We start from the raw sequence: 19,312 nt of genomic DNA, 5'->3' as shown, positions 1-19,312 counted from the left end.
CCTCGTTCGATCTCGGAGTCCCATGCTCGGAAAACTGCTCCTCCGCTATCTGAAGCCCTACCGATGGCTGTTGCTGGGCGTGCTGGTGTTCCAGTTCGCGTCCGCACTCGGCTCCCTCTACCTTCCGAGCCTCAACGCCGACATCATCGACGAGGGCGTCGCGAAGGGTGACACGGGCTACATCTGGTCGACCGGCGCGTTCATGCTCGCGATCTCGCTCGGGCAGATCACCGCCGCGATCATCGCGACGTACTTCGCCGCCAAGGCGGCCATGCGGGTCGGCCGCGACATCCGCAACGACGTCTTCGACAAGGTCAGCGCCTTCTCCGAGCGCGAGGTGTCGCAGTTCGGGCCGGGGTCGCTCATCACGCGCAACACGAACGACGTGCAGCAGGTGCAGATGCTCGCGATGACGGGCGCCACCATGCTCGTGAGCGCGCCGCTGCTCGCGATCGGCGGCATCGTCATGGCGCTGCGCCAAGACGTCGGGCTCAGCTGGCTGATCTGGGCATCGGTCGGCACGATCCTCGTGGTGGCGAGCTTCGTCATCCTGCTGATGGTGCCGCTGTTCCGGCTCTACCAGAAGCGGCTCGACGCCGTGAACCGCATCCTGCGCGAGCAGCTCACCGGCATCCGGGTCGTCCGGGCGTTCGTGCGCGAGGCGATCGAGGAGGGCCGCTTCCGGGTCGCCAACACCGACATCATGGATGTCGGCCGGCGCGTGGGCACGCTCTTCATCACGCTCTTCCCGCTCTTCATGCTGGTGCTCAACGTCACCGTCATCGGCGTCATCTGGTTCGGTGCGATCGAGGTCGACGAGGGCGGCGTGCAGATCGGCACGCTCTTCGCATTCATGCAGTACGTGGGCATCATCCTGAGCGGCGTGCTCATGGCCGCGTTCACGACGATCATGATCCCGAGGGCTGCGGTGTCGGCCGAGCGCATCAGCGAGGTGCTCGCCAGCGAGTCGACCCTTCACCGCCCCGAGAACCCGATCACCGAGTTCCCCGAGCCGGGCACGGTCGAGTTCCGCGACGTCGAGTTCGCCTACCCGGGTGCCCAGCACCCCGTGCTCGCGGGCATCACCTTCCGCGCGGACCCGGGCGAGACCGTGGCCGTCGTGGGGTCCACGGGCGCCGGCAAGACCACGCTCGTGTCGCTGATCCCGCGGCTCTTCGATGCCACCGGCGGCTCGGTCCGGGTGAACGGCGTCGACGTGCGCCAGGCCGACCTCGACCGCCTGTGGAAGACGATCGGCCTCGTGCCGCAGCGTCCGTTCCTGTTCGCCGGCACCGTGGCATCCAACCTGCGATTCGGTCGTGAAGACGCCACCGATGCCGAGCTCTGGCACGCGCTCGAGATCGCGCAGGGCCGCGACTTCGTCGCCGAGATGGAGGGCGGCCTCAACGCGCGGATCTCCCAGGGCGGCACGAACGTCTCGGGCGGGCAGCGCCAGCGGCTCGCGATCGCGCGCGCGATCGTGCACAACCCCGACATCCTCGTGTTCGACGACTCGTTCTCGGCGCTCGACCTCACCACCGACGCGCGTCTGAGACAGGCGTTGTGGCGAGAGCTGCCCGACGTGACGAAGATCGTCGTCGCGCAGCGCGTCTCGACGATCACCGACGCCGACCGCATCATCGTGCTCGAAGACGGCGGCATGGTCGGCCTGGGCACGCACGACGAGTTGCTCGAGACGTCGAAGACCTATCGCGAGATCGTCGAATCCCAGCTCGGGGTGGAGGCCACGGCATGAGCACCGACACGAAGAACCGCGACGCCGGCGGCGGCCGCGGCCGGGGCCGGGCTCGCGCCAACGGGCGGCAGCCCGAGCCCCAGGAGCTGACCGAGGAAGAGCGCATCGAGGCCGAACTGGCCGAGCAGGCTCGCCTCAACTCCGGCGACTGGGACAGCGTGAAGCCGGGCAAGGCGCAGAACTTCGGCGTGAGCTTCCGCCGCATGCTCGGGCTGCTCGCCCCGTGGAAGTGGTCGTTCGCGTTCGTCTCGCTGCTCGGCGCCATCGGCGTCGTGCTCACGGTCATCGCGCCGAAGGTGCTGGCCGAGGCCACGAACATCATCTTCGAGGGCTTCATCTCGCTGCAGCTGCCCGCGGGCGTGACGCAGGCGCAGGTCGTCGAGGGCCTCCGTGCACAGGGCCAGAACGACCTGGCGAACATCGTCGAAGCAGCGACGCTCACGCCGGGCGAGGGCATCGACTTCGTTCGGCTCAGCCAGGTCGTGATCATCGTGCTGCTGCTGTACGTCGTGGCATCCGTGCTGTCGTGGATCCAGGGGTACGTGATCAACGTCATCATGGTGCGGGCGATGTGGCGCCTGCGCGAAGACGTCGAGGCGAAGGTGCACCGCCTTCCCCTGAGCTACTTCGACCGCACGCAGCGGGGCGAGCTGATCTCCCGGGTCACGAACGACATCGACAACATCACCCAGACGATGCAGCAATCGCTGTCGAGTGCGCTCACGAGCGTGCTCACCGTGGTCGGCGTGATCATCATGATGTTCTCGATCTCGTGGCAGCTCGCGCTCGTCACCCTGGTGTCGCTGCCGCTCATGGGCGTCATCTTCGGCCTCATCGGGCCGAAGTCGCAGGCGGCCTTCGGCATCCAGTGGAAGAAGGTCGGGCGACTGAACGCGCGCGTCGAGGAGTCGTTCTCGGGTCACGCGCTCGTCAAGGTCTTCGGTCGCGAGAAGGACTCGAGCGAGAAGTTCCGCGCCGAGAACGAGGAGCTGTACGAGGCGGCGTTCAAGGCCCAGTTCCTGGCGGGCATGATCATGCCCGGCATGATGTTCATCGGCAACCTGACGTACGTCGGCATCGCCGTGCTCGGCGGCCTCATGGTCGCGAGCGGGCAGCTCCGCCTCGGTGACGTGCAGGCGTTCATCCAGTACTCGCAGCAGTTCACCCAGCCGCTCGCGCAGCTGGGCGGCATGGCCGCGGTAGTGCAGTCCGGAACGGCCTCGGCCGAGCGGGTCTTCGAACTGCTCGACGCCGACGAGCAGGAGCCCGATGCGGCCGACGCTCCCCCGCCGGTCGACGGCGACGGCACGATCGTGTTCGAGAACGTCTCGTTCTCGTACACGCCCGAGCGGCCGCTGATCGAAGACCTGTCGTTCCGCGTCGAGCCGGGCCAGACGGTCGCGATCGTCGGACCCACGGGTGCCGGCAAGACGACGCTCGTGAACCTCATCATGCGGTTCTACGAGCTCGACGGCGGTCGCATCCTGCTGAACGGGCAGGACATCGCCGAGCTCACGAGGCACGACGTGCGCGCGCGTACCGGCATGGTGCTGCAGGACCCGTGGCTGTTCGCCGGAACCATTCGCGAGAACATCCGATACGGACGTGAGGACGCGACCGACGAGGAGATCCTCGAGGCCGCGCGCGCGACGTACGTCGATCGATTCGTGCACTCCCTGCCCGACGGCTACGAGACCGTGCTCGACGAGGAGGCGTCGAACGTGTCGGCGGGCGAGAAGCAGCTCATCACGATCGCCCGCGCGTTCGTCGCCCAGCCGTCGGTGCTGATCCTCGACGAGGCGACCTCCTCCGTCGACACCCGAACCGAGCTGCTCGTGCAGCATGCGATGGCGGCGCTGCGCGAGGGACGCACCTCGTTCGTGATCGCGCACCGCCTCTCGACGATCCGCGATGCCGACCTCATCCTCGTGATGGAGCACGGCGACATCGTCGAGAAGGGCACGCACGACGAGCTCATCGCGGCGAAGGGTGCCTACTGGCGCCTGTACAACTCGCAGTTCGAGCAGGCGGCCTACGACTTCGACGCCGAGGAGGCCCTCGCCCTCGGCGACGTGCCGACGCCGTCGGGCGCGCGGCTCGAGGCCGAGCTCGCGGCGAAGGTCGACGCCGAGGCTGCTGCGGGCGAGCTGTAGGCACACGCACATCGTGACGGGCCGGCCACGTGAGTGGCCGGCCGTCGCCGTCGCACGGCACGGGCGAGGCCTTCGGCGCGGCCGGCATTGTGGCACGTCACCGGTCCCGATGTAACCCCGCTGCGGCGCCCGGTGTTCTCACGTTGACTTGCCGGACCCTGCCGACGCGCCACCGTGGCGTACCCGAGTTGCGACGCAGGGGTGATTGGACGGGAAGCCCATGTTCTTCCATCGACAGGAGCTCCAGCACAAGGCGACACCGGATGCCCCGGACGCCGTGTACGCGCGCAAGCTGCAGGAGGTGCTCGGCGGCCAGTACGGCGAGATCACCGTCGCCCTGCAGTACCAGTTCCAGGCGTGGAACATGCACATCCCGGGCAAGTACCGCGACCTGGTCTACGGTATCGGCGCCGAGGAGATGGGCCATGTCGAGATGCTGGCGATCATGATCGCGCAACTGCTCGAGAAGGCCCCGCTCGGCATCACGAAGGATGCCGTACAGGACGACCCGACCGTCGCCGCGGTCGTGGGCGGCATGGACGTGCAGCACGCGATCGTGGCCGGAGCCGGCGCACGCGCCGTCGACAGCAACGGCAACCCCTGGCAGGGCAGTTACATCACGGCGAGCGGCAACCTGCTCGCCGATTTCACCGCCAACGCGAATGCCGAGATGCAGGGCCGCCTGCAGGTGGCTCGCCTGTACCACATGACCGACGACCACGGCGTGAGGGACCTCCTCTCGTTCCTCCTCGCGCGCGATACGATGCACCAGAACCAGTGGCTGCAGGCCGCCTCGGAGCTTCGATCCGAGGGCGCCGAAGACCTGCCGGTGCCGAGCAACTTCCCCCTGTCGAAGGAGGAGCGCGACGTCGCGTACCAGTACCTCAACTTCAGCGACGGCGCGACGGCCGCCGAGGGATCGTGGGCGGCTGGGCCGACGCCCGACGGCAAGGGCGAGTTCACCTATCACGAGGGTCCGACGACCAGTGCCCCCATGCCGCCGCCGACACATCCCGATTCGCGGATGTACGGCACGACCGAACTGCCGAACATCGTCGAGAAGGCGGCCGGGGGCATCCAAGACGCGCTGAAGAAGGAGTGATCCACTGACGAACGGACGACGCGCCGGCTTCGGAGCGGTACTGCGCGAGCGGGCGTACTGGGCGGGATTCCTCATCGGCGTCGCCGTGATGGCGGCGATCGACGAGATCGTGTTCCACCAGCTGCTCGCGTGGCACCACTTCTTCGACCGGGCGACACCCGCCATCGGGCTCATCTCCGACGGCATCCTGCACGCGGCCGAGCTGTTCGCGCTGGTCGGAGGCTTCTTCCTCCTGTTCGACGCCCGGCGCCGCGAAGGATTCTCTGCGGCATCCGCGTGGGCGGGAGTGGTCGTCGGGCTCGGGCTCTTCCAGGTGTGGGACGGCCTGATCCACCACAAGGTCCTGCGCGTGCACCAGGTACGGTACGACGTCGAGCTGCTGCCGTACGACCTGGCGTGGATCGGTTCGGGCCTCGTGCTGCTCGCGGTGGGCGTGATCGTCACGATCGCGGCGGCGCGTCGAACCGGCGATGAACGGGCAACGGCGGGTGAGCGGCATGCATGAGCACGGCGGCGGGGGTCTGAGCCACGAGCTGGTGCTGCCGTTCGCGCTGGCCCTCGTGCTCTACGTCGCCGCGGTGGTCTCGAACCGGAAGCACCGGCGACGGCCGTGGCCGGCCCACCGCACCGTCGCGTGGGTCGGCGGCGTCGTCGCCGCCGCGGCCGCCTTCCTCGGGCCCCTCGCCGGTGCCGCACGTCACGAGTTGCCGGCGCACATGACGGCGCATCTGCTCGTCGGCATAGTCGCTCCCCTGCTGCTCGTGCTGGCCGCACCCGTGACGCTCGCGCTGCGGACGTTGCCCGTCGTCCCCGCGCGACGCCTCGCCCGCCTGCTGCGGAGCGCGCCGGTCGCGATCGTGGCCCATCCCGTGACGACCGCCGTGGCATCCGTCGGCTCACTCTGGCTCGTCTACGGCACGCCCGCCTTCGGCGAACTCCTGCATGCCCCGCTCATCCACGAGCTCGTGCTCGTGCACTTCCTCATCGTGGGGTACCTGTTCACCGCGGCGATCGTGGGCATCGACCCGTCGCACCGCCGGACGTCGTTCCGCCTGCGCGCCATCGTGCTGGCTGCGGTGCTCGCGGCGCACGCCATCCTCGCGAAGCTCGTGTACTCGGTGCCGCACCCGGGGGTGCCCGTGGCCGAGGCCGAGGCTGCGGGCCTGATCATGTACTACGGCGGTGACCTCGTGGCGCTCGCGATCATCGCGATCCTCTGCGCCCAGTGGTTCCGCGCGACCCGGTCGCTAGGCTGGACGGGCGGCGGCGCCAAGCAGATGCCACCGTCACCTGTTCCTCCCCGGCCGCTCTCCTGAAGGTTCCGTGACGTCAGCCCCCTCATCCGTGCGCCCGTGGCGTCTGTGGCTGGTGTACGGCGTGGGCGTCGCCGCGTACGTGCTGTCGGTCACGAACCGCACGTCGCTGTCAGCGGTCGGTGTCGATGCGGCCGTGCGATTCGACGCGGATGCCGCGACACTGTCGATGTTCGCGGTCATCCAGCTGGCCGTCTACGGCGCCATGCAGATCCCGGTCGGCGTGCTGCTCGACCGGTACGGTGCCCGCCCCATCATCACCGCTGGCATGCTCCTGATGGCGATCGGGCAGCTCGTGATGGCGTTCGCACCCGACGTCGGCACGGCGATCTTCGCTCGCATGCTGCTCGGTGCCGGCGACGCGGCGGTCTTCCCGAGCGTGCTGCGCGTCGTCGCCGTGTGGTTCCCCGAGCGGCAGGCGCCGCTCCTCGTGCAGCTCACCGGCATCATCGGACAGTCGGGGCAGCTCCTGGCGATCCTGCCCATCGCGGCGCTGCTGCACGCCACCACGTGGACGGTCGCGTTCGGCAGCCTCGCCGGCCTCGGCGTGCTGTTCACCATCCTGACCTTCGCGGTGATCCGCAACCGACCTCCCGGCCGGCACGCCGACGTTTCGGTCGACACGACGACGGGCGCCATGCGTGTCGTCACCTCCGCGGCCGACCTGCGCGAAGGCTTCCGCGAGTCGTGGGGCCATCCCGCAACACGACTCGCGTTCTGGTCGCACTTCGCGACCCCGTTCTCGGGTACGGCCTTCATCCTGCTCTGGGGCTTCCCGTTCCTCACCATCGGGCAAGGGCTCTCCGCGGCCGTCGCGTCGCTCCTCTTCAGCGTGTACGTCGTCTTCGGCATGGCGATCGGTCCGGTGATCGGCGCGCTCTCCAGCCGGCATCCGATGCGTCGGTCGAAGCTGCTGGTGCTGCCGATCATCGCCATCCAAGCGGCCGTGTGGCTCATCGTCATCGCGTGGCCCGAACCCGCGCCGCTCTGGCTCCTGTTCGTGCTCGCCTTCGCCCTCGCCACGGGCGGCCCCGCCTCGATGATCGGCTTCGACCACGCGCGCACGTTCAACCCGAGGCATCGGCTCAGCACGGCGTCGGGCATCGTGAACGTGGGCGGCTTCCTCGCGGCGCTGCTCGCGATCCTCTTCATCGGCCTCGCGATGAACTGGCTGGGCGCCGGCTCACCTGACACGTACAGCCTCGATGCGTTCCGGATCGCGTTCCTCACCCAGGTCCCGCTGTGGGCGGTCGGCGCCCTGTTCATCATCATCGAGCGCAAGCGCACGCGCGTGATGATGGGACTCGACGAGCCCCGATCGCGCCGACGCGATCGCAACATCCTCTGAGGCTCAGTCCCCCAGCAGCGCCCGCAGGTCGTCGGCGCCGAGGGGCTCGTCGAGCGCGAGCGCACCGCCGTCGTCATCGAGCAATGATGCGACCAGCTCACCCTTGCGCGCCTTCAGCGCCATGACCTTCTCCTCGATGGTGTCGGCCGCGACGAGCCGATACACCATCACCTGCTTCGTCTGGCCGATCCTGTGCGCACGATCGACGGCCTGATCTTCGCTGGCGGGATTCCACCACGGGTCGAGCAGGAACACGTAGTCGGCCTCGGTCAGGTTCAGTCCGAAGCCGCCGGCCTTGAGACTGATGAGGAACACGGATGCCTCGCCGCCACGGAACCGGGCGATCTGCGCGTCGCGGTGGCGAGCGGGTGTGGTGCCGTCGAGGTACGCGAACGGCACGCCCGCGGCATCCAACCGGTCGGCTGCCCGCCCGAGGAACGACGTGAACTGGCTGAACACGAGGGCACGATGTCCCTCGGCGAGCACGTCGTCGAGCTGCTCAGCCAGCGCGTCGAGCTTCGCCGAGGCGTACCCGGCATAGCGGGACTCGTCGATCAGCGTCGCGTCGAGCGCGAGCATGCGCAGCAGTGTGAGCGATCGGTACACGATGAAGCGCTGCCGGTCGAGGTCGTCGAGGAGTCCGAGCAGCTTCTGCCGCTCACGCTGCAGCATGGTGTCGTAGAGCCGCCGGTGCCGGGGGTGCAGGTCGACCCTCAGCACCTGCTCCTGCTTCTGCGGCAGTTCGGGCGCAACGAACTCCTTCGTGCGGCGCAGCATGAGCGGGCGGATGCGCCTGCGCAGGCGCTCGAGCCGCTCGACGTTGCCATCCTCCTCGATCGGCCGCCGGTAGCGCTCGTCGAAGGCTCTGCGCGACGGGAACAGCCCGGGCGCCACGATGCCGAGCAGCGCCCACAGCTCCGACAGGTTGTTCTCGACCGGGGTTCCGGTGACGGCGAGCCTGAGCGGCGCACGGATGTCGCGGGCCGCCTGGTGCACCTTCGTGGCGGCGTTCTTCACGAACTGCGCCTCATCGAGCACGAGTCCGCCCCATTCGAGCGCTGCGAACGCCGACGCCTCGAGACGCAGCACCGCGTAGGTGGTGATCACGAGATCGGCGGATGCCGCGGCCTCGACGATGCGGCCCGGGCGCCGTGCCTCGGTCGCGGTGACGGTCGCCACACGAAGACCGGGGGTGAAGCGCGCCGCCTCGCTCACCCAGTTCGACGCGACCGACGTCGGCGCCACCACGAGGAACGGCGCCCCCTCCGGTGGTCGAGTGGCGCCCTGCGCAGCCGGACGCGTATCGAGACCGCTCGCCCGGGTCTCGATACGCGACGCCTGCGGCGCTACTCGACCGCCGGAATGCTCGACGGCGTGCGCCACGAGCGCCAGCGCCTGGGCCGTCTTGCCGAGGCCCATGTCGTCGGCCAGGACGCCGCCGAGCCCGTGCTGCCAGAGGAATGCGAGCCACCGGAATCCCGCGAGCTGGTACGGGCGAAGCGGAAGCGCCAACCCGGCCGGCGGCTCGACCGGCTCGATCTCGCCGTGCTCCAGCCCGGCCACCGTGTGCCGCCAGGCGAGCGCCGGCTCCGAGACATCCGCCAGGTCTTCGAAGTCGGCCCAGAGGCTCGTCTGGCTGCGGTGGATGCGCAGGCCGACCTCCCACTCGGCGAGCGTGCCGGCCTCCTCGATGAGCTCGCGCAGCGGCTCGAAGATCGGCTGGTTCAACGACAGGTACGTCTTGTCGACGAGCAGCAGCCGCTTCTGCCCCTTCGCGAGCGCCCGGAACAGCGGCATGAACGGCACGGTCTTGCCCGCGACCGTGACCATGACGCCGAGGTCGAACCAGTCGGTTCGCCGCGACTCCACGGTGGTGACCCTGACCTGCGGCGGCTCGACGAGCTCGCGGTAGTCAGGCCGCTCACCGGCGACGTCGATGCGCAGCCCGCCGTGCTCGGCCAGCAGCTCGAGTCGCGGCATCCGCTCTGCTGCGAACTCGGCCGTATCGACTCCCCTGAGGACGATCGCATCGAGCGGCACCCATCCCAGCTCGTCGACGACCCTGGCGAGCAGGTCGTCGTCGAGCTCGGGGTCATCAGCGACGGAATCGGCGGCGGATCTCTCGACCGCAACCACGCGGCCGTCGGCGTACTCCCAGGTCCACGCGAGGCGCAACACGTCGTGCGGCTCGAAGCGGGCGTCGAGCACGAGCGTGGCGAGCGGCGCGGGCGGCGGCACGAAGGTGCCGTCACGGCTCGTGACCTCGAGCGTCCGAGCGAGCCGGTGGTAGTGCTCGCGCAGGAAGGCAGGCACGTCGGCCGCGGGCACGTGAATCGGTTCGGGTGCGGCGAGGAGTGACCGTTGTGCCGGCGTCAGCTCGCCGTCGGCGAGGGGTGCGAGCTCGATACGCCCCCGGTCGAGGTCGTAGCGGAAGAGCCCGTGGCCCGCGATCGGTCGAGCCCCGCTGGCGGCGCTCGCACGCCACCGGTCGCCGTCGATCGCCACGGTCGGCTCGAGCACGAGATCGCCGGCCCCGCCGGCCCCGTCGGCAACGCTCGCATCGAGGTCGACCGATGCCGCGGCACCGACGACGACGTCGGGCGTGACATCGGACCCGACCAATGCGATGCCGAGTCGGGACGCCTCGTCGAGCAGCGCCCACAGCAGCGGGCTCTCGAACTCGTCGAGCGTGATCCACTCGGAGCCGTACTGGTACACCGCAGGGTTGGAGCCCTTGAGCAGCGCGAACTGCGCGAACCACCGCGACTGCGCGGGATCGATGCCGGCCGCGCTCGCCTGGTAGGCGATGTTCTGCCAGGTCAGGTTGCCCTTGATCCACGCGTCGCGCGAGCCCTTGACGACCGGGCGCACGCCGAGGCGGTCGACGTTGGTCGCCCGTCGGGCGGGTTCGTCGCGGGGGCCCTGCCAGTGGCCGTTTCGGCGGTGGATGCGACGACGCAGCTCGAACTGGAGCGCGAGTGGGCGCGTCGCCGGTCGGGAGCCGGACCGGGAGCCGGCGCTGGAGCCGGAATCGAACGCGGACGTCGATTCCGAACCGGAACCGAGCCCGGCGCCGAGCCCGAGCCCCTGGAGTGCGGTGCGCCAATCACCATCGCGGCTCGACTCCGGCCGGGACGAGCGATGGGCGGGCATCCCTCCATGCTGTCACGAGCGCAGGACACCCGACCTCGCGGTGCCGTTCCGCTGAACCCCTCGGGAGCTGCTCGGAAACTCACTCTTGACCGTCCCCCGGACGGGGATCAAGATGAGGAACGTTCGGCTGCCACATCATCGGCGCCGAGCGCGCCGGGTGAGCAACTCGGCATGACGCATCACGCTACAAGGGGGTAGGGATGTTCCGTCACGTTGCTGTCGCCGCCACCGCGGCCCTGGTTCTCTCCGGGCTCGCCGCCGCACCGGCCGCCGCGAGTCCACCGCCGACATCCGGCGGTGATGACCGGCTCGCGGTCTATTCCGGCACGGTGGATGCCGCGGGCCTGGCCGCGATCGTCGACCTCGGCGTCGACCGTCGCGAGGTCGTCACGGCGCCGAGCGCCGATGGCTCAGGCCAGGTCGACGTGCAGGTCATTCTGAGCGGTGCGCAGGCTGAGGAGCTCGCCGAGTCCGGTACTGCACTCGAGGTGCAGGCCGACCCGTCGGCGCAGCGCCGAGCGCTGGAGGCGGTCCCCGAGGGCGTCTTCCGCATGTACAGCGGCGAGGGCGGCATCCTCGAGGAGCTCATGGCGCAGGCGGCGGCGCATCCCGACATCGCCGAGTTCCGCGTGATCGGACAGACGCAGCAGGGCCAGGACATCGGCGCCGTGCGCGTGACGAAGGGCGTGCAGAAGGCGAAGGACGGCAAGAAGCCGACGACCGTGTACGTCGCAGCGCAGCACGCACGTGAGTGGATCACGCCCGAGATGGTGCGACGACTGCTCGACCTGTACCTCACCTCGTACGGCACGGACCCGCGGATCACGGACATCGTCGACGACACCGAGCTCTGGTTCGTGCCGGTCGCGAATCCGGATGGCTACGACTACACGTTCCAGCCCGGCCAGCGGCTCTGGCGCAAGAACCTCCGCGACAACAACGGCGACGGCCAGATCACCGGCGTCGACGGGGTCGACCTGAACCGCAACTCCGCGACCCGCTGGGGCTACGACAACGAGGGATCCTCGCCGAACCCCGCCAGCGACACCTACCGCGGTCCGTCGCCGGCATCTGAGCCCGAGACCCAAGCGCTCGACGAGCTGTTCGGCGCCATCACGCCGCAGTTCATGATCAACTACCACTCCGCCGCCGAGCTGCTGCTCTACGGCATCGGCTGGCAGGTGGCGACGCCGTCGCCCGACGACGTCATCTACGAGGCGATGGCGGGCGACGATGAGAACTCCGCCATTCCCGGGTACGACCCCGACATCTCGGCGGAGCTCTACACGACGAACGGCGACCTCGACACGCACATGCAGGAGGCCCACGGCACGCTCGGGTTCACGCCCGAGATGTCGACGTGCGAGGCGGCGGTGAACTCGGTTCCCGACGACGAATGGACCGAGGACGACTGCCAGTTCCTCGGGTTCGACTTCCCCGACGACGAGGCGCTGATCCAGGCCGAGTTCGAGAAGAACATCCCATTCGCGCTGGCCGTCGCCGAGTCGGCGATGGACCCCGACGACCCCGTGTCGGTCGTGAACCGCGACGCCGAGGACTTCCGCGTCGACTCGTTCACCGTCTCGTACGGCGACCCGCAGACCGTCGCGGTCTGGGCGAAGCGCGCCCTGACGGCGAAGGCGATGTACTACTCGATCAACGGCGGCAAGGCCAAGCGGGCGAACGTCTCCGAGTGGGCGGGCGGCGAACGCTACGGCTTCGAGAACGTCGACTACTACGCCGAGTACCGCGGTGTGGTGACCGGCGCGAGCCCCGGCGACAGCGTCGAGGTGTGGTTCACGGGCACCGCGACCGGCAAGGACCTCCCCAAGGGCCAGAAGCCGGGCAAGGTCGAGAGCGAGCACTTCACCTACGAGGTCGCGCAGGACACCGGCAACTCGGTGCTCATCATCGCGAATGAGGACTACACGGGCGTGAACCCCGAGCCGGTGCCGACGAACGCCGGCCCGAAGTACCTCGACGAGCACATCGCGGCATTCGAGGCGAACGGCGTCGCTCCCGACGTCTGGGACGTCGACGCGCAGGGCGTGCCGCACGACCTGGGTGTCCTCAGCCACTACGACGCGGTGCTCTGGTACCTCGGCGACAACCGGCTGACGCAGGATCCCGAGGATGTGCTGACCGACACGTACCTCTTCGGCGAGGTGGAGGAGCTGTCCGTCGCGGAGCGCCAGCAGTACCTCACCGTCGCCGTGCGGGACTTCCTGAACGAGGGCGGCAAGCTCGCGTTCGCCGGCGAGACCACGGCGTACTACGGGATCCTGGCGGGCGCGCTCGGCGGGATCTACTACGGTCTCGACGGGCATCCCGATCAGGACTGCGTGGTCACGTCGGACTTCTTCTCCGACTGCCTGATCGTCGCCGACGACTTCACGCAGTACTGGCTGGGTGCGTACAACCGAACCCCGCTGGCAGCTGACGGGGTCGTCGGAACCGATGACCCGCTGACGGGCTTCGAGGCGCTCTTCGGAGGCCCGGCGACCGAGGACAACCCGATCGACGAGGCCGGCGAGTTCACCGTGACGAGCGACGTGCTCCCGGTCGACGAGTTCCCGCAGTTCGAGAGCTGGGCGGCCGCCGAGTACACCGAGCCCAGCGGGCCGTTCATCCCGATCGAGGGGGAGTGGGCGGCATTCGCCGAGCACGCCGACAACTCGTACCAGCGTCTCGGTCGCACCTTCGACCTCTCCGGCGTCACGGCCGGAACGCCGGTGACGTTCGACGCGCAGATCTCGGTCTCGACCGAGACGGGCTACGACAACGTCATCGTGGAGGCGCGCCCGGTCGGCAGCGAGGAGTGGACGACCCTGCCGGAGCTGGGCGGCGCGACGTCGACCACGGTGCCGGCAGAGTGCGAGGCCGGGTTCTATGCCGACATCCATCCGCAGCTGGAGAACTACCTGACGATCGCCAACCCATGTCTTCCCCAGGGTGCAACCGGTGAGTGGAACGCCTTCACCGGCTCGACCGGCGGGTGGATCCCGGTGTCGTTCGACCTCAGCGGGTACGCCGGCGAGGAGGTCGAGATCGTCGTCAGCTACGTGACCGACCCGTTCACGGGCGAGATCGGCGTGATGCTCGACGACACCCGACTGACCATCGACGGCGCCGTGACCGAAGCCGAGGGCTTCGAGACCGGACTGGGTGCCTGGTCGGTGCTCGGAGCGCCCGAGACCAGCCCCGGCAACGACAGCGACTGGGAGCGGATCACCGTGGAGGGCCCGTTCTACAGCGTCACGGCGACCCCCGACACCCTGCTCTTCGGCTTCGGCCTCGAGCAGCTCGAGTCGGATGCCGCCCGGGCGGATGCCGTCGCCAGGATGCTCGCGCACTTCTCCGGGTAGGCCGAAGGCCGGCGGTCGATGACGGATGCCGCGTCGCGGGGTTGTCCGGCGGCGCGGCATCCGCCTGCCAGGTTGAAGAGGGTCTCGAGACGCGGCTCCGCCGCTCCTCAACCCGCAGGACTCGCCTCGGTTGCGAGCGCACCCGGGTAGAGCTCGTCGAGCAGCCCGAGCGCGAGCTCGCTGAGCACGGCCTGCAGCCGGCGCTCGAAGCGGTCGCGCCCACCGTCGTCGGCGGCGTCCGAGCTCAGCTGCCAGACCTCGGCGAGCTTCGCCTCGTTCGCGACGACGGCGTCGACGACGAGGCCGTGCCAGAACGGCGGGTACTCGCTCTGCTTCCACTCGCCGCGGCCGCGGCCGTAGTGCGCGATGGCGAGGTAGCGCAGCAACGCCGAGGTGACGAGCCCGTCGAGGAATGCCGCCTCCCAGCGCAGGGTCGACTCGGTTCGGCCGCGTACCACGTTGACGCCGCGGGCGATGCCGGCTCCACCGAGGGCTCCGATGACGGCGCCCGCCACCATGCCGGCGCCGAACGTCAGGCCGCCCGCCATGAGGTCGGCGCCGAGGCCGGCGGCGGCGCCCGAGAGCACGCCCGACACCACGCCCGCTCGTCCCTCGTCGATGGGCGCGTCGACCCGCACGTCGCTGGCGACGCGCTCGAGCACCTCGTCGGCGGCTCGGCCCTCGAGCTCGTGGATGGCGATGAGGCGCTCGGTGCTCGATCTGAGACCCGCGTCCAGCCGGTCACCCATCTGCTTCACGGCCGCGGCCTGCGCCTGCGTGCGAGCAGCGTTCGGCAGGCCGATCGAGCCGCCGAGCCGGGTGGTGAGCGGCTCGGTCGGGAGGACGGCGCGATCGCACGCGGCATCCGCGATCGGTTCGGCGAGCGCCGTCATCGCCCGGTCGAACTGGTCCATGCGCCGATCGCGCCAGGCCTGCGACAGGCGGGCGAACCCGTCGGCCCGCTCCTCGGGCAGCACCCGGGCGATCGCCGCGAACAACGTGAACTCCTGTACCCAGCAGCGGGCGAACGCGTCGAGCGCGAGCACCTCGCGCACGTGCGCGGCATCCGTCATCGCCGTTCGCCAACGCTCGACCTCGGCCGCCTCGACCGCACGCTCGCGGGGCCGACCCGTCTGGTTGAGCAGCACCAGCACGGGCTTGCCGACCCACTCGAGCACCTCGAGCTCGGAGGCCAGGTAGCCCGCGTCGCCCGGTTCCTCGGCCGCGTTCACGAGGTAGAGCACCACGTCGGCCTGCTCGGCGACGTTGCGAACGGCGAGCTGCGTGAGCCAGAACGGCCGGTCCTGGTAGCGATCCCACACCTGCGAGAGGAACCAGCCGATGGGGCTGCCGTCCTGCCGGAGCCGCCGCACGAGTCGCACGCTGTCGCCGAAGCCCGGGGTGTCCCAGAGGGTGAGCAGGTCGCCCTCCGCGGTCTGCACGAGTGGGAACGGCGTCGCCTCCGCCGTGACGTGCGGCTCGTCGCGCACCTCGCCCACATCGCGCCCGAGCAGCGTGCGCGCGAGCGTGGTCTTGCCCGCGTTCGTGTGCGAGATGAGCGAGAGCGCGATGGCGGCCGGCTCGGTCACGAGGTGCTCCTCCCCCGCGGTTCGCCGGCATCGAAAGCGGATGCCGCGACGAGGTCGGCCTCGGTCGCCGCGAGATCGGGCGATGCGAGGTCGACGAAGACGGCCGTCGCCTCCCCGTCGGCGAGGAACTCGCGCCAGGCCTCGCGACGGGCGGCGCGTCGGTCTTCATCGTCGGGCCAGCGCGCGAGGAAGCCCGATTCGTCGACCAGCGCGACGAGGCTCCGCCCCGCTCGCCCGGGTGCGGCAAGCGCGTCGAGGAACGCACCGTGCGCTTCTCGCTCAGGCGTCGCGGCGAGACTGAACAGCGGGAGGATGACGGAGGTCTCGCCCTCCGCCGCTCGTGCCGCGGCCGAGAGCCCGAGGAGCGCCTCGTCGTCGCCCCAGCCGACGGGCGGGTCGACGGTGGCCGCGGCACCGCCGTACGCACGGGCGAGGATCGCATCGAGCCCCGTGCGCAGCTCGGGCGTGAGCGTGTAGCTGTACGGAACGACCCGGACCCGGCCGGGCCCGCCGAGGTACCCGGTGACGAGGCGCCGGTAGTACGGCTCCGACAGCGGCAGCACGAGATGCGTTGCGCGCCGACGCTCGATCACGCCGGTCGCGAGGGCAAGCACCAGCCGCGGGACGACGACGACCGCGGCGACGGTTCCGGCGAGCAGGTGCATCCAGGTCGCGGCGTTCTCGCTGGCGGGGGCGCGAATCGCCCCGATCGCGGCCACGGCGGGCACGGGGATGCCGGTGATCCACGAGCCGGGCGCGAGCGTCGCCGCCCGCAGGGCGTGCCCCCGCTCGGCGCCGAGGAACGTGCTCTCCCAGGTCGCCCGGTACTCGAACGCGAGCCCCCGGATATAGAGGCCGGCGACGACCCCGAGCGCCGTGGCGGCGGCCGCGAGGTGCAGCACTCGCGCCGCGCGGGCGCCGGACAGCGGTGCGGCGATGCGCGCCCAGTCGGCGGGAAGGGCCGTGAGGATCGATCGTCGGGCGGCTCCGGCGTCGTCGGCGCGATTGCGCGTGAGCGGGGTTCGCAGCGCGGCGAGCCGGATGAGCAGGCCGCGCACCGGCCCCGGCCTCGCCCCACGGAACGCGATCGCACGGACGATGAGCCACACGTACACGACGAGGTTCCACACCACGAGGGCGAACACGGGTGGTGCGAGCAGGTTGATGCTCGAACCGCCGCCGATGCGGTCGATGAGCAGGCCGAGCAGGAAGGCCGCGACGATGACGACGACGCCGACCCACGGCCGCCACCGCAGGGCCCGAACGGTGCGGGGCCCCGCCGGTTGCCGCGGGCCGATGCGCTCGAGCACGAGCCGGGCGCGGCGAGCGAGGAAGACCTCGGCGTCAACGCCCTCGCCCACCACCTCGGCGGCCGCGCGGCTCGCCCAGTCGCGATCGGCATCCGACCAGAGCAGCCGGTCGCGGTCCCCGGTCTCGACGGCGCGGGCCGCGGTGACGTCGAGGGCGGCTGACTCGTCCATATGCGCGAAGTCTATTCGGGGACCCCGGTCCCTGAGCTCGTCGAAGGGGGCCCGGACAGCGGATGCCGCGGCGGAGTCACCTCGCCGCGGCATCCGTACGCCGTTGGTCAGTCCTTCGATCCCCGGCGCCGGGTGTAGGCCGACGTGCCCTTGTCGATGAGGTTCTTGGCGGTGCCCCAGATGCCGCGACGGAACAGCAGCACGCAGAGGATGAAGATCGAACCGGTGATGATGCCGATGCCGTCGAAGCCGCTCGTCGCGAGGCGGTCTTCGAGGAGCACGATGACCGCCGCGCCGACCGGGCCGCCCCAGAGGGTGCCCATGCCGCCGAGCACGGTCATGAGCACGACCTTGCCCGACGTCGTCCAGTCGAGCTCCTGCAGCGAGACGAACCCGTGGCTGATCGCGAACACGCCACCGGCAACACCGGCGATGCCGGCCGAGAGCACGAACGCGATGAGCTTGTAGCGCTCGACGTCGTAGCCGAGCGCCCGCGTGCGCGCCGGATTGTCGCGGATCGCGACCAGGACGCGTCCGAACGGGGAGTTCACGATGCGCCAGGCGAGCCAGGCGCCGAGCACGATGAAGATCACCGCGACGTAGTAGAAGTAGAACGCCTGGGTCTCGATGAACTCGATGCCGAAGAACGACTTGGGAACGCCCTGCAGCCCGTTCTCGCCGCCCGTCACGTCCTTCCACTGGTTCGCGACGAACCAGATCATCTGCGCGAACGCGAGCGTCACCATCGCGAAGTAGATGCCCGAGCGACGCACGGCGAGATAGCCGATCGGTACGGCCAGGATCATCGCCGCGATCGCTCCGCCGATGATCGCCACCGGGAACGGCACGCCGAAGCTCTGCGCGATGAGCCCGGCCGAGTACGCCGAGACGCCCCAGAACGCGGCGTGGCCGAACGACAGCAGGCCGACGAATCCGAGCAGCAGGTCGATCGAGATCGCGAACAGCGCCCACGCGGCGATGTCGACGGCGATGGGCGGGTATACCCACCACGGCAGGCCGAGCACGGCGACGAGGGCGACGAGACCGAGTGCGATGCGGCGGATGTCGCGGGAGCGCCGGGCCTTCGGGTCGAAGTCGGCGACATCGAACTTCGTCGGCAGCGGGGTTTCGAGGTCGGTGCTCATACCGCTTCCTTCCTTCCGAACAGGCCCGCGGGGCGCACCATGATGACGACGGCCATCAGCACGAAGATGAGCACCTGCGAGAACGTGCCGGCGTAGCCCTGGCCGTAGGCCTCGACGAGGCCCACGAGGAATCCGGCCACGACCGCGCCCAGCACCGACCCGAGGCCGCCGATGACGACGATCGCGAACAGGATGATGATGAAGTTGCTGCCCATCGTCGCGGTGATCGCGCGGAACGGCGCCGCGAGCACGCCCGCGAGCCCGGCCAGCGCGACGCCGAAGCCGAAGACCGGGGTGACCCACGCGCTCACGTTGATGCCCAGTGCCCGGGCACGTTCGGGCTCCTCGGTCGCGGCGCGCACGATCATGCCGACGCGCGTCTTGCTGAGCACGAACCACACGACGAGGCAGACGACCAGCGAGAAGGCGAATACGAACAGCTGGTAGATCGGGAGTTCCACCGCTCCGATGACGAGCAGGCCCTCGAGGCCGGGCGGCACCTCGTACGGCAGGCTCGAGACGCCGTACTGGCGCTTCACGAGGTCGACGAGCACGAGGCTCAGGCCGAACGTGAGCAGGAAGTTGTAGAGGATGTCGAGCTTCAGCAGCCACTGCACGAGCAGCAGCTCGATGATGATGCCGAAGACGAACATGAGGATCGGCACGACCACGAGCGACGCCCAGAAGTTCAGGCCGAGCACGTCGAGGAGCACGGCCGACGTGACCGCACCGAGCATGTAGAACGCGCCGTGCGCGAAGTTCACCACGCCGAGGGCGCCGAAGATCACGGCCAGACCGAGCGCTGCGAGGGCGTAGAAGCCGCCGGCGGCGAGCCCCTGCACCGTGTATTGGAGGAATGCGTCCATTGGCTTTCGCTTCCGAGTGAGGAGATGGGGTGGGTGGACGT

The 19,312-nt window shown here is 69.8% G+C and carries 12 protein-coding genes; 7 read left to right on the top strand and 5 right to left on the bottom strand.

Features of this window, described 5'->3' with window-relative positions:
• Positions 1 to 22: 22 nt before the first annotated feature.
• From HUS56_RS10500 to HUS56_RS10475, 6 genes are all read left to right on the top strand, one after another.
• A complete protein-coding gene (locus tag HUS56_RS10500; RefSeq protein WP_173923385.1) occupies positions 23 to 1,756 on the top strand; it encodes an ABC transporter ATP-binding protein in 1,734 nt (577 codons plus the stop codon).
• On the top strand, positions 1,753 to 3,909 hold the full coding sequence (locus HUS56_RS10495) for an ABC transporter ATP-binding protein (RefSeq protein ID WP_173923384.1): 2,157 nt from the start codon (positions 1,753 to 1,755) through the stop codon (positions 3,907 to 3,909). Before HUS56_RS10500 ends, HUS56_RS10495 begins: the two co-directional genes overlap by 4 nt.
• 220 nt (positions 3,910 to 4,129) lie before the next feature.
• Positions 4,130 to 5,011 carry a manganese catalase family protein gene (locus tag HUS56_RS10490; protein ID WP_173923383.1) on the top strand — a complete coding sequence of 294 codons (882 nt, stop codon included), beginning with the start codon at positions 4,130 to 4,132 and terminating at the stop codon, positions 5,009 to 5,011.
• Between the two features lie 4 nt (positions 5,012 to 5,015).
• Positions 5,016 to 5,516 carry a DUF2243 domain-containing protein gene (locus tag HUS56_RS10485; RefSeq protein WP_371808309.1) on the top strand — a complete coding sequence of 167 codons (501 nt, stop codon included), beginning with the start codon at positions 5,016 to 5,018 and terminating at the stop codon, positions 5,514 to 5,516.
• On the top strand, positions 5,509 to 6,327 hold the full coding sequence (locus HUS56_RS10480) for a cytochrome c oxidase assembly protein (protein ID WP_173923762.1): 819 nt from the start codon (positions 5,509 to 5,511) through the stop codon (positions 6,325 to 6,327). Before HUS56_RS10485 ends, HUS56_RS10480 begins: the two co-directional genes overlap by 8 nt.
• Positions 6,328 to 6,334: 7 nt before the next feature.
• Entirely contained in the window at positions 6,335 to 7,672 is a 1,338-nt protein-coding gene (locus HUS56_RS10475) for a nitrate/nitrite transporter (RefSeq protein WP_254431400.1), read from the top strand.
• Positions 7,673 to 7,675: 3 nt separating this feature from the next.
• On the opposite strand, the gene HUS56_RS17170 is transcribed toward HUS56_RS10475, so the two are convergent.
• Positions 7,676 to 10,825: a DEAD/DEAH box helicase gene (locus tag HUS56_RS17170; protein ID WP_217423997.1), complete on the bottom strand. Its 3,150-nt coding sequence runs from the start codon at positions 10,823 to 10,825 to the stop codon at positions 7,676 to 7,678.
• A 200-nt stretch (positions 10,826 to 11,025) separates the two neighbouring features.
• Between HUS56_RS17170 and HUS56_RS10465 the strand changes: the two genes are divergently transcribed.
• On the top strand, positions 11,026 to 14,190 hold the full coding sequence (locus HUS56_RS10465) for a M14 family metallopeptidase (protein ID WP_173923381.1): 3,165 nt from the start codon (positions 11,026 to 11,028) through the stop codon (positions 14,188 to 14,190).
• Positions 14,191 to 14,297: 107 nt separating this feature from the next.
• Here HUS56_RS10465 and HUS56_RS10460 read toward each other — a convergent pair whose 3' ends face one another.
• The 4 genes from HUS56_RS10460 to HUS56_RS10445 form a co-directional block, all read right to left on the bottom strand.
• The gene (locus tag HUS56_RS10460) at positions 14,298 to 15,779 is read right to left on the bottom strand and encodes a DUF3482 domain-containing protein (RefSeq protein WP_173923380.1); all 1,482 of its coding nucleotides are present in this window, start codon (positions 15,777 to 15,779) and stop codon (positions 14,298 to 14,300) included.
• Positions 15,776 to 17,260 carry a DUF2868 domain-containing protein gene (locus HUS56_RS10455; protein WP_173923379.1) on the bottom strand — a complete coding sequence of 495 codons (1,485 nt, stop codon included), beginning with the start codon at positions 17,258 to 17,260 and terminating at the stop codon, positions 15,776 to 15,778. Before HUS56_RS10455 ends, HUS56_RS10460 begins: the two co-directional genes overlap by 4 nt.
• Positions 17,261 to 17,367: 107 nt before the next feature.
• A complete protein-coding gene (locus tag HUS56_RS10450; RefSeq protein WP_173923378.1) occupies positions 17,368 to 18,405 on the bottom strand; it encodes a branched-chain amino acid ABC transporter permease in 1,038 nt (345 codons plus the stop codon).
• On the bottom strand, positions 18,402 to 19,271 hold the full coding sequence (locus HUS56_RS10445; protein ID WP_173923377.1) for a branched-chain amino acid ABC transporter permease: 870 nt from the start codon (positions 19,269 to 19,271) through the stop codon (positions 18,402 to 18,404). The genes HUS56_RS10450 and HUS56_RS10445 overlap by 4 nt, the downstream gene beginning before the upstream one ends.
• Positions 19,272 to 19,312 lie beyond the last annotated feature (41 nt).

It is taken from the genome of Agromyces sp. Marseille-P2726 (assembly GCF_902809835.1).
Taxonomy (GTDB): Bacteria; Actinomycetota; Actinomycetes; order Actinomycetales; family Microbacteriaceae; genus Agromyces.
This window is presented reverse-complemented; position numbering and strand designations above follow the sequence as displayed.

What these genes read in the sequence shown, in the direction of transcription:
- HUS56_RS10500 (WP_173923385.1), top strand. Translation starts at nt 23, where the DNA reads ATGCTCGGAAAACTGCTCCTCCGCTATCTGAAGCCCTACCGATGGCTG.
- HUS56_RS10495 (WP_173923384.1), top strand. Translation starts at nt 1,753, where the DNA reads ATGAGCACCGACACGAAGAACCGCGACGCCGGCGGCGGCCGCGGCCGG.
- HUS56_RS10490 (WP_173923383.1), top strand. Translation starts at nt 4,130, where the DNA reads ATGTTCTTCCATCGACAGGAGCTCCAGCACAAGGCGACACCGGATGCC.
- HUS56_RS10480 (WP_173923762.1), top strand. Translation starts at nt 5,509, where the DNA reads ATGCATGAGCACGGCGGCGGGGGTCTGAGCCACGAGCTGGTGCTGCCG.
- HUS56_RS17170 (WP_217423997.1), bottom strand. Translation starts at nt 10,825, where the DNA reads ATGCCCGCCCATCGCTCGTCCCGGCCGGAGTCGAGCCGCGATGGTGAT.
- HUS56_RS10465 (WP_173923381.1), top strand. Translation starts at nt 11,026, where the DNA reads ATGTTCCGTCACGTTGCTGTCGCCGCCACCGCGGCCCTGGTTCTCTCC.
- HUS56_RS10455 (WP_173923379.1), bottom strand. Translation starts at nt 17,260, where the DNA reads ATGGACGAGTCAGCCGCCCTCGACGTCACCGCGGCCCGCGCCGTCGAG.
- HUS56_RS10450 (WP_173923378.1), bottom strand. Translation starts at nt 18,405, where the DNA reads ATGAGCACCGACCTCGAAACCCCGCTGCCGACGAAGTTCGATGTCGCC.
- HUS56_RS10445 (WP_173923377.1), bottom strand. Translation starts at nt 19,271, where the DNA reads ATGGACGCATTCCTCCAATACACGGTGCAGGGGCTCGCCGCCGGCGGC.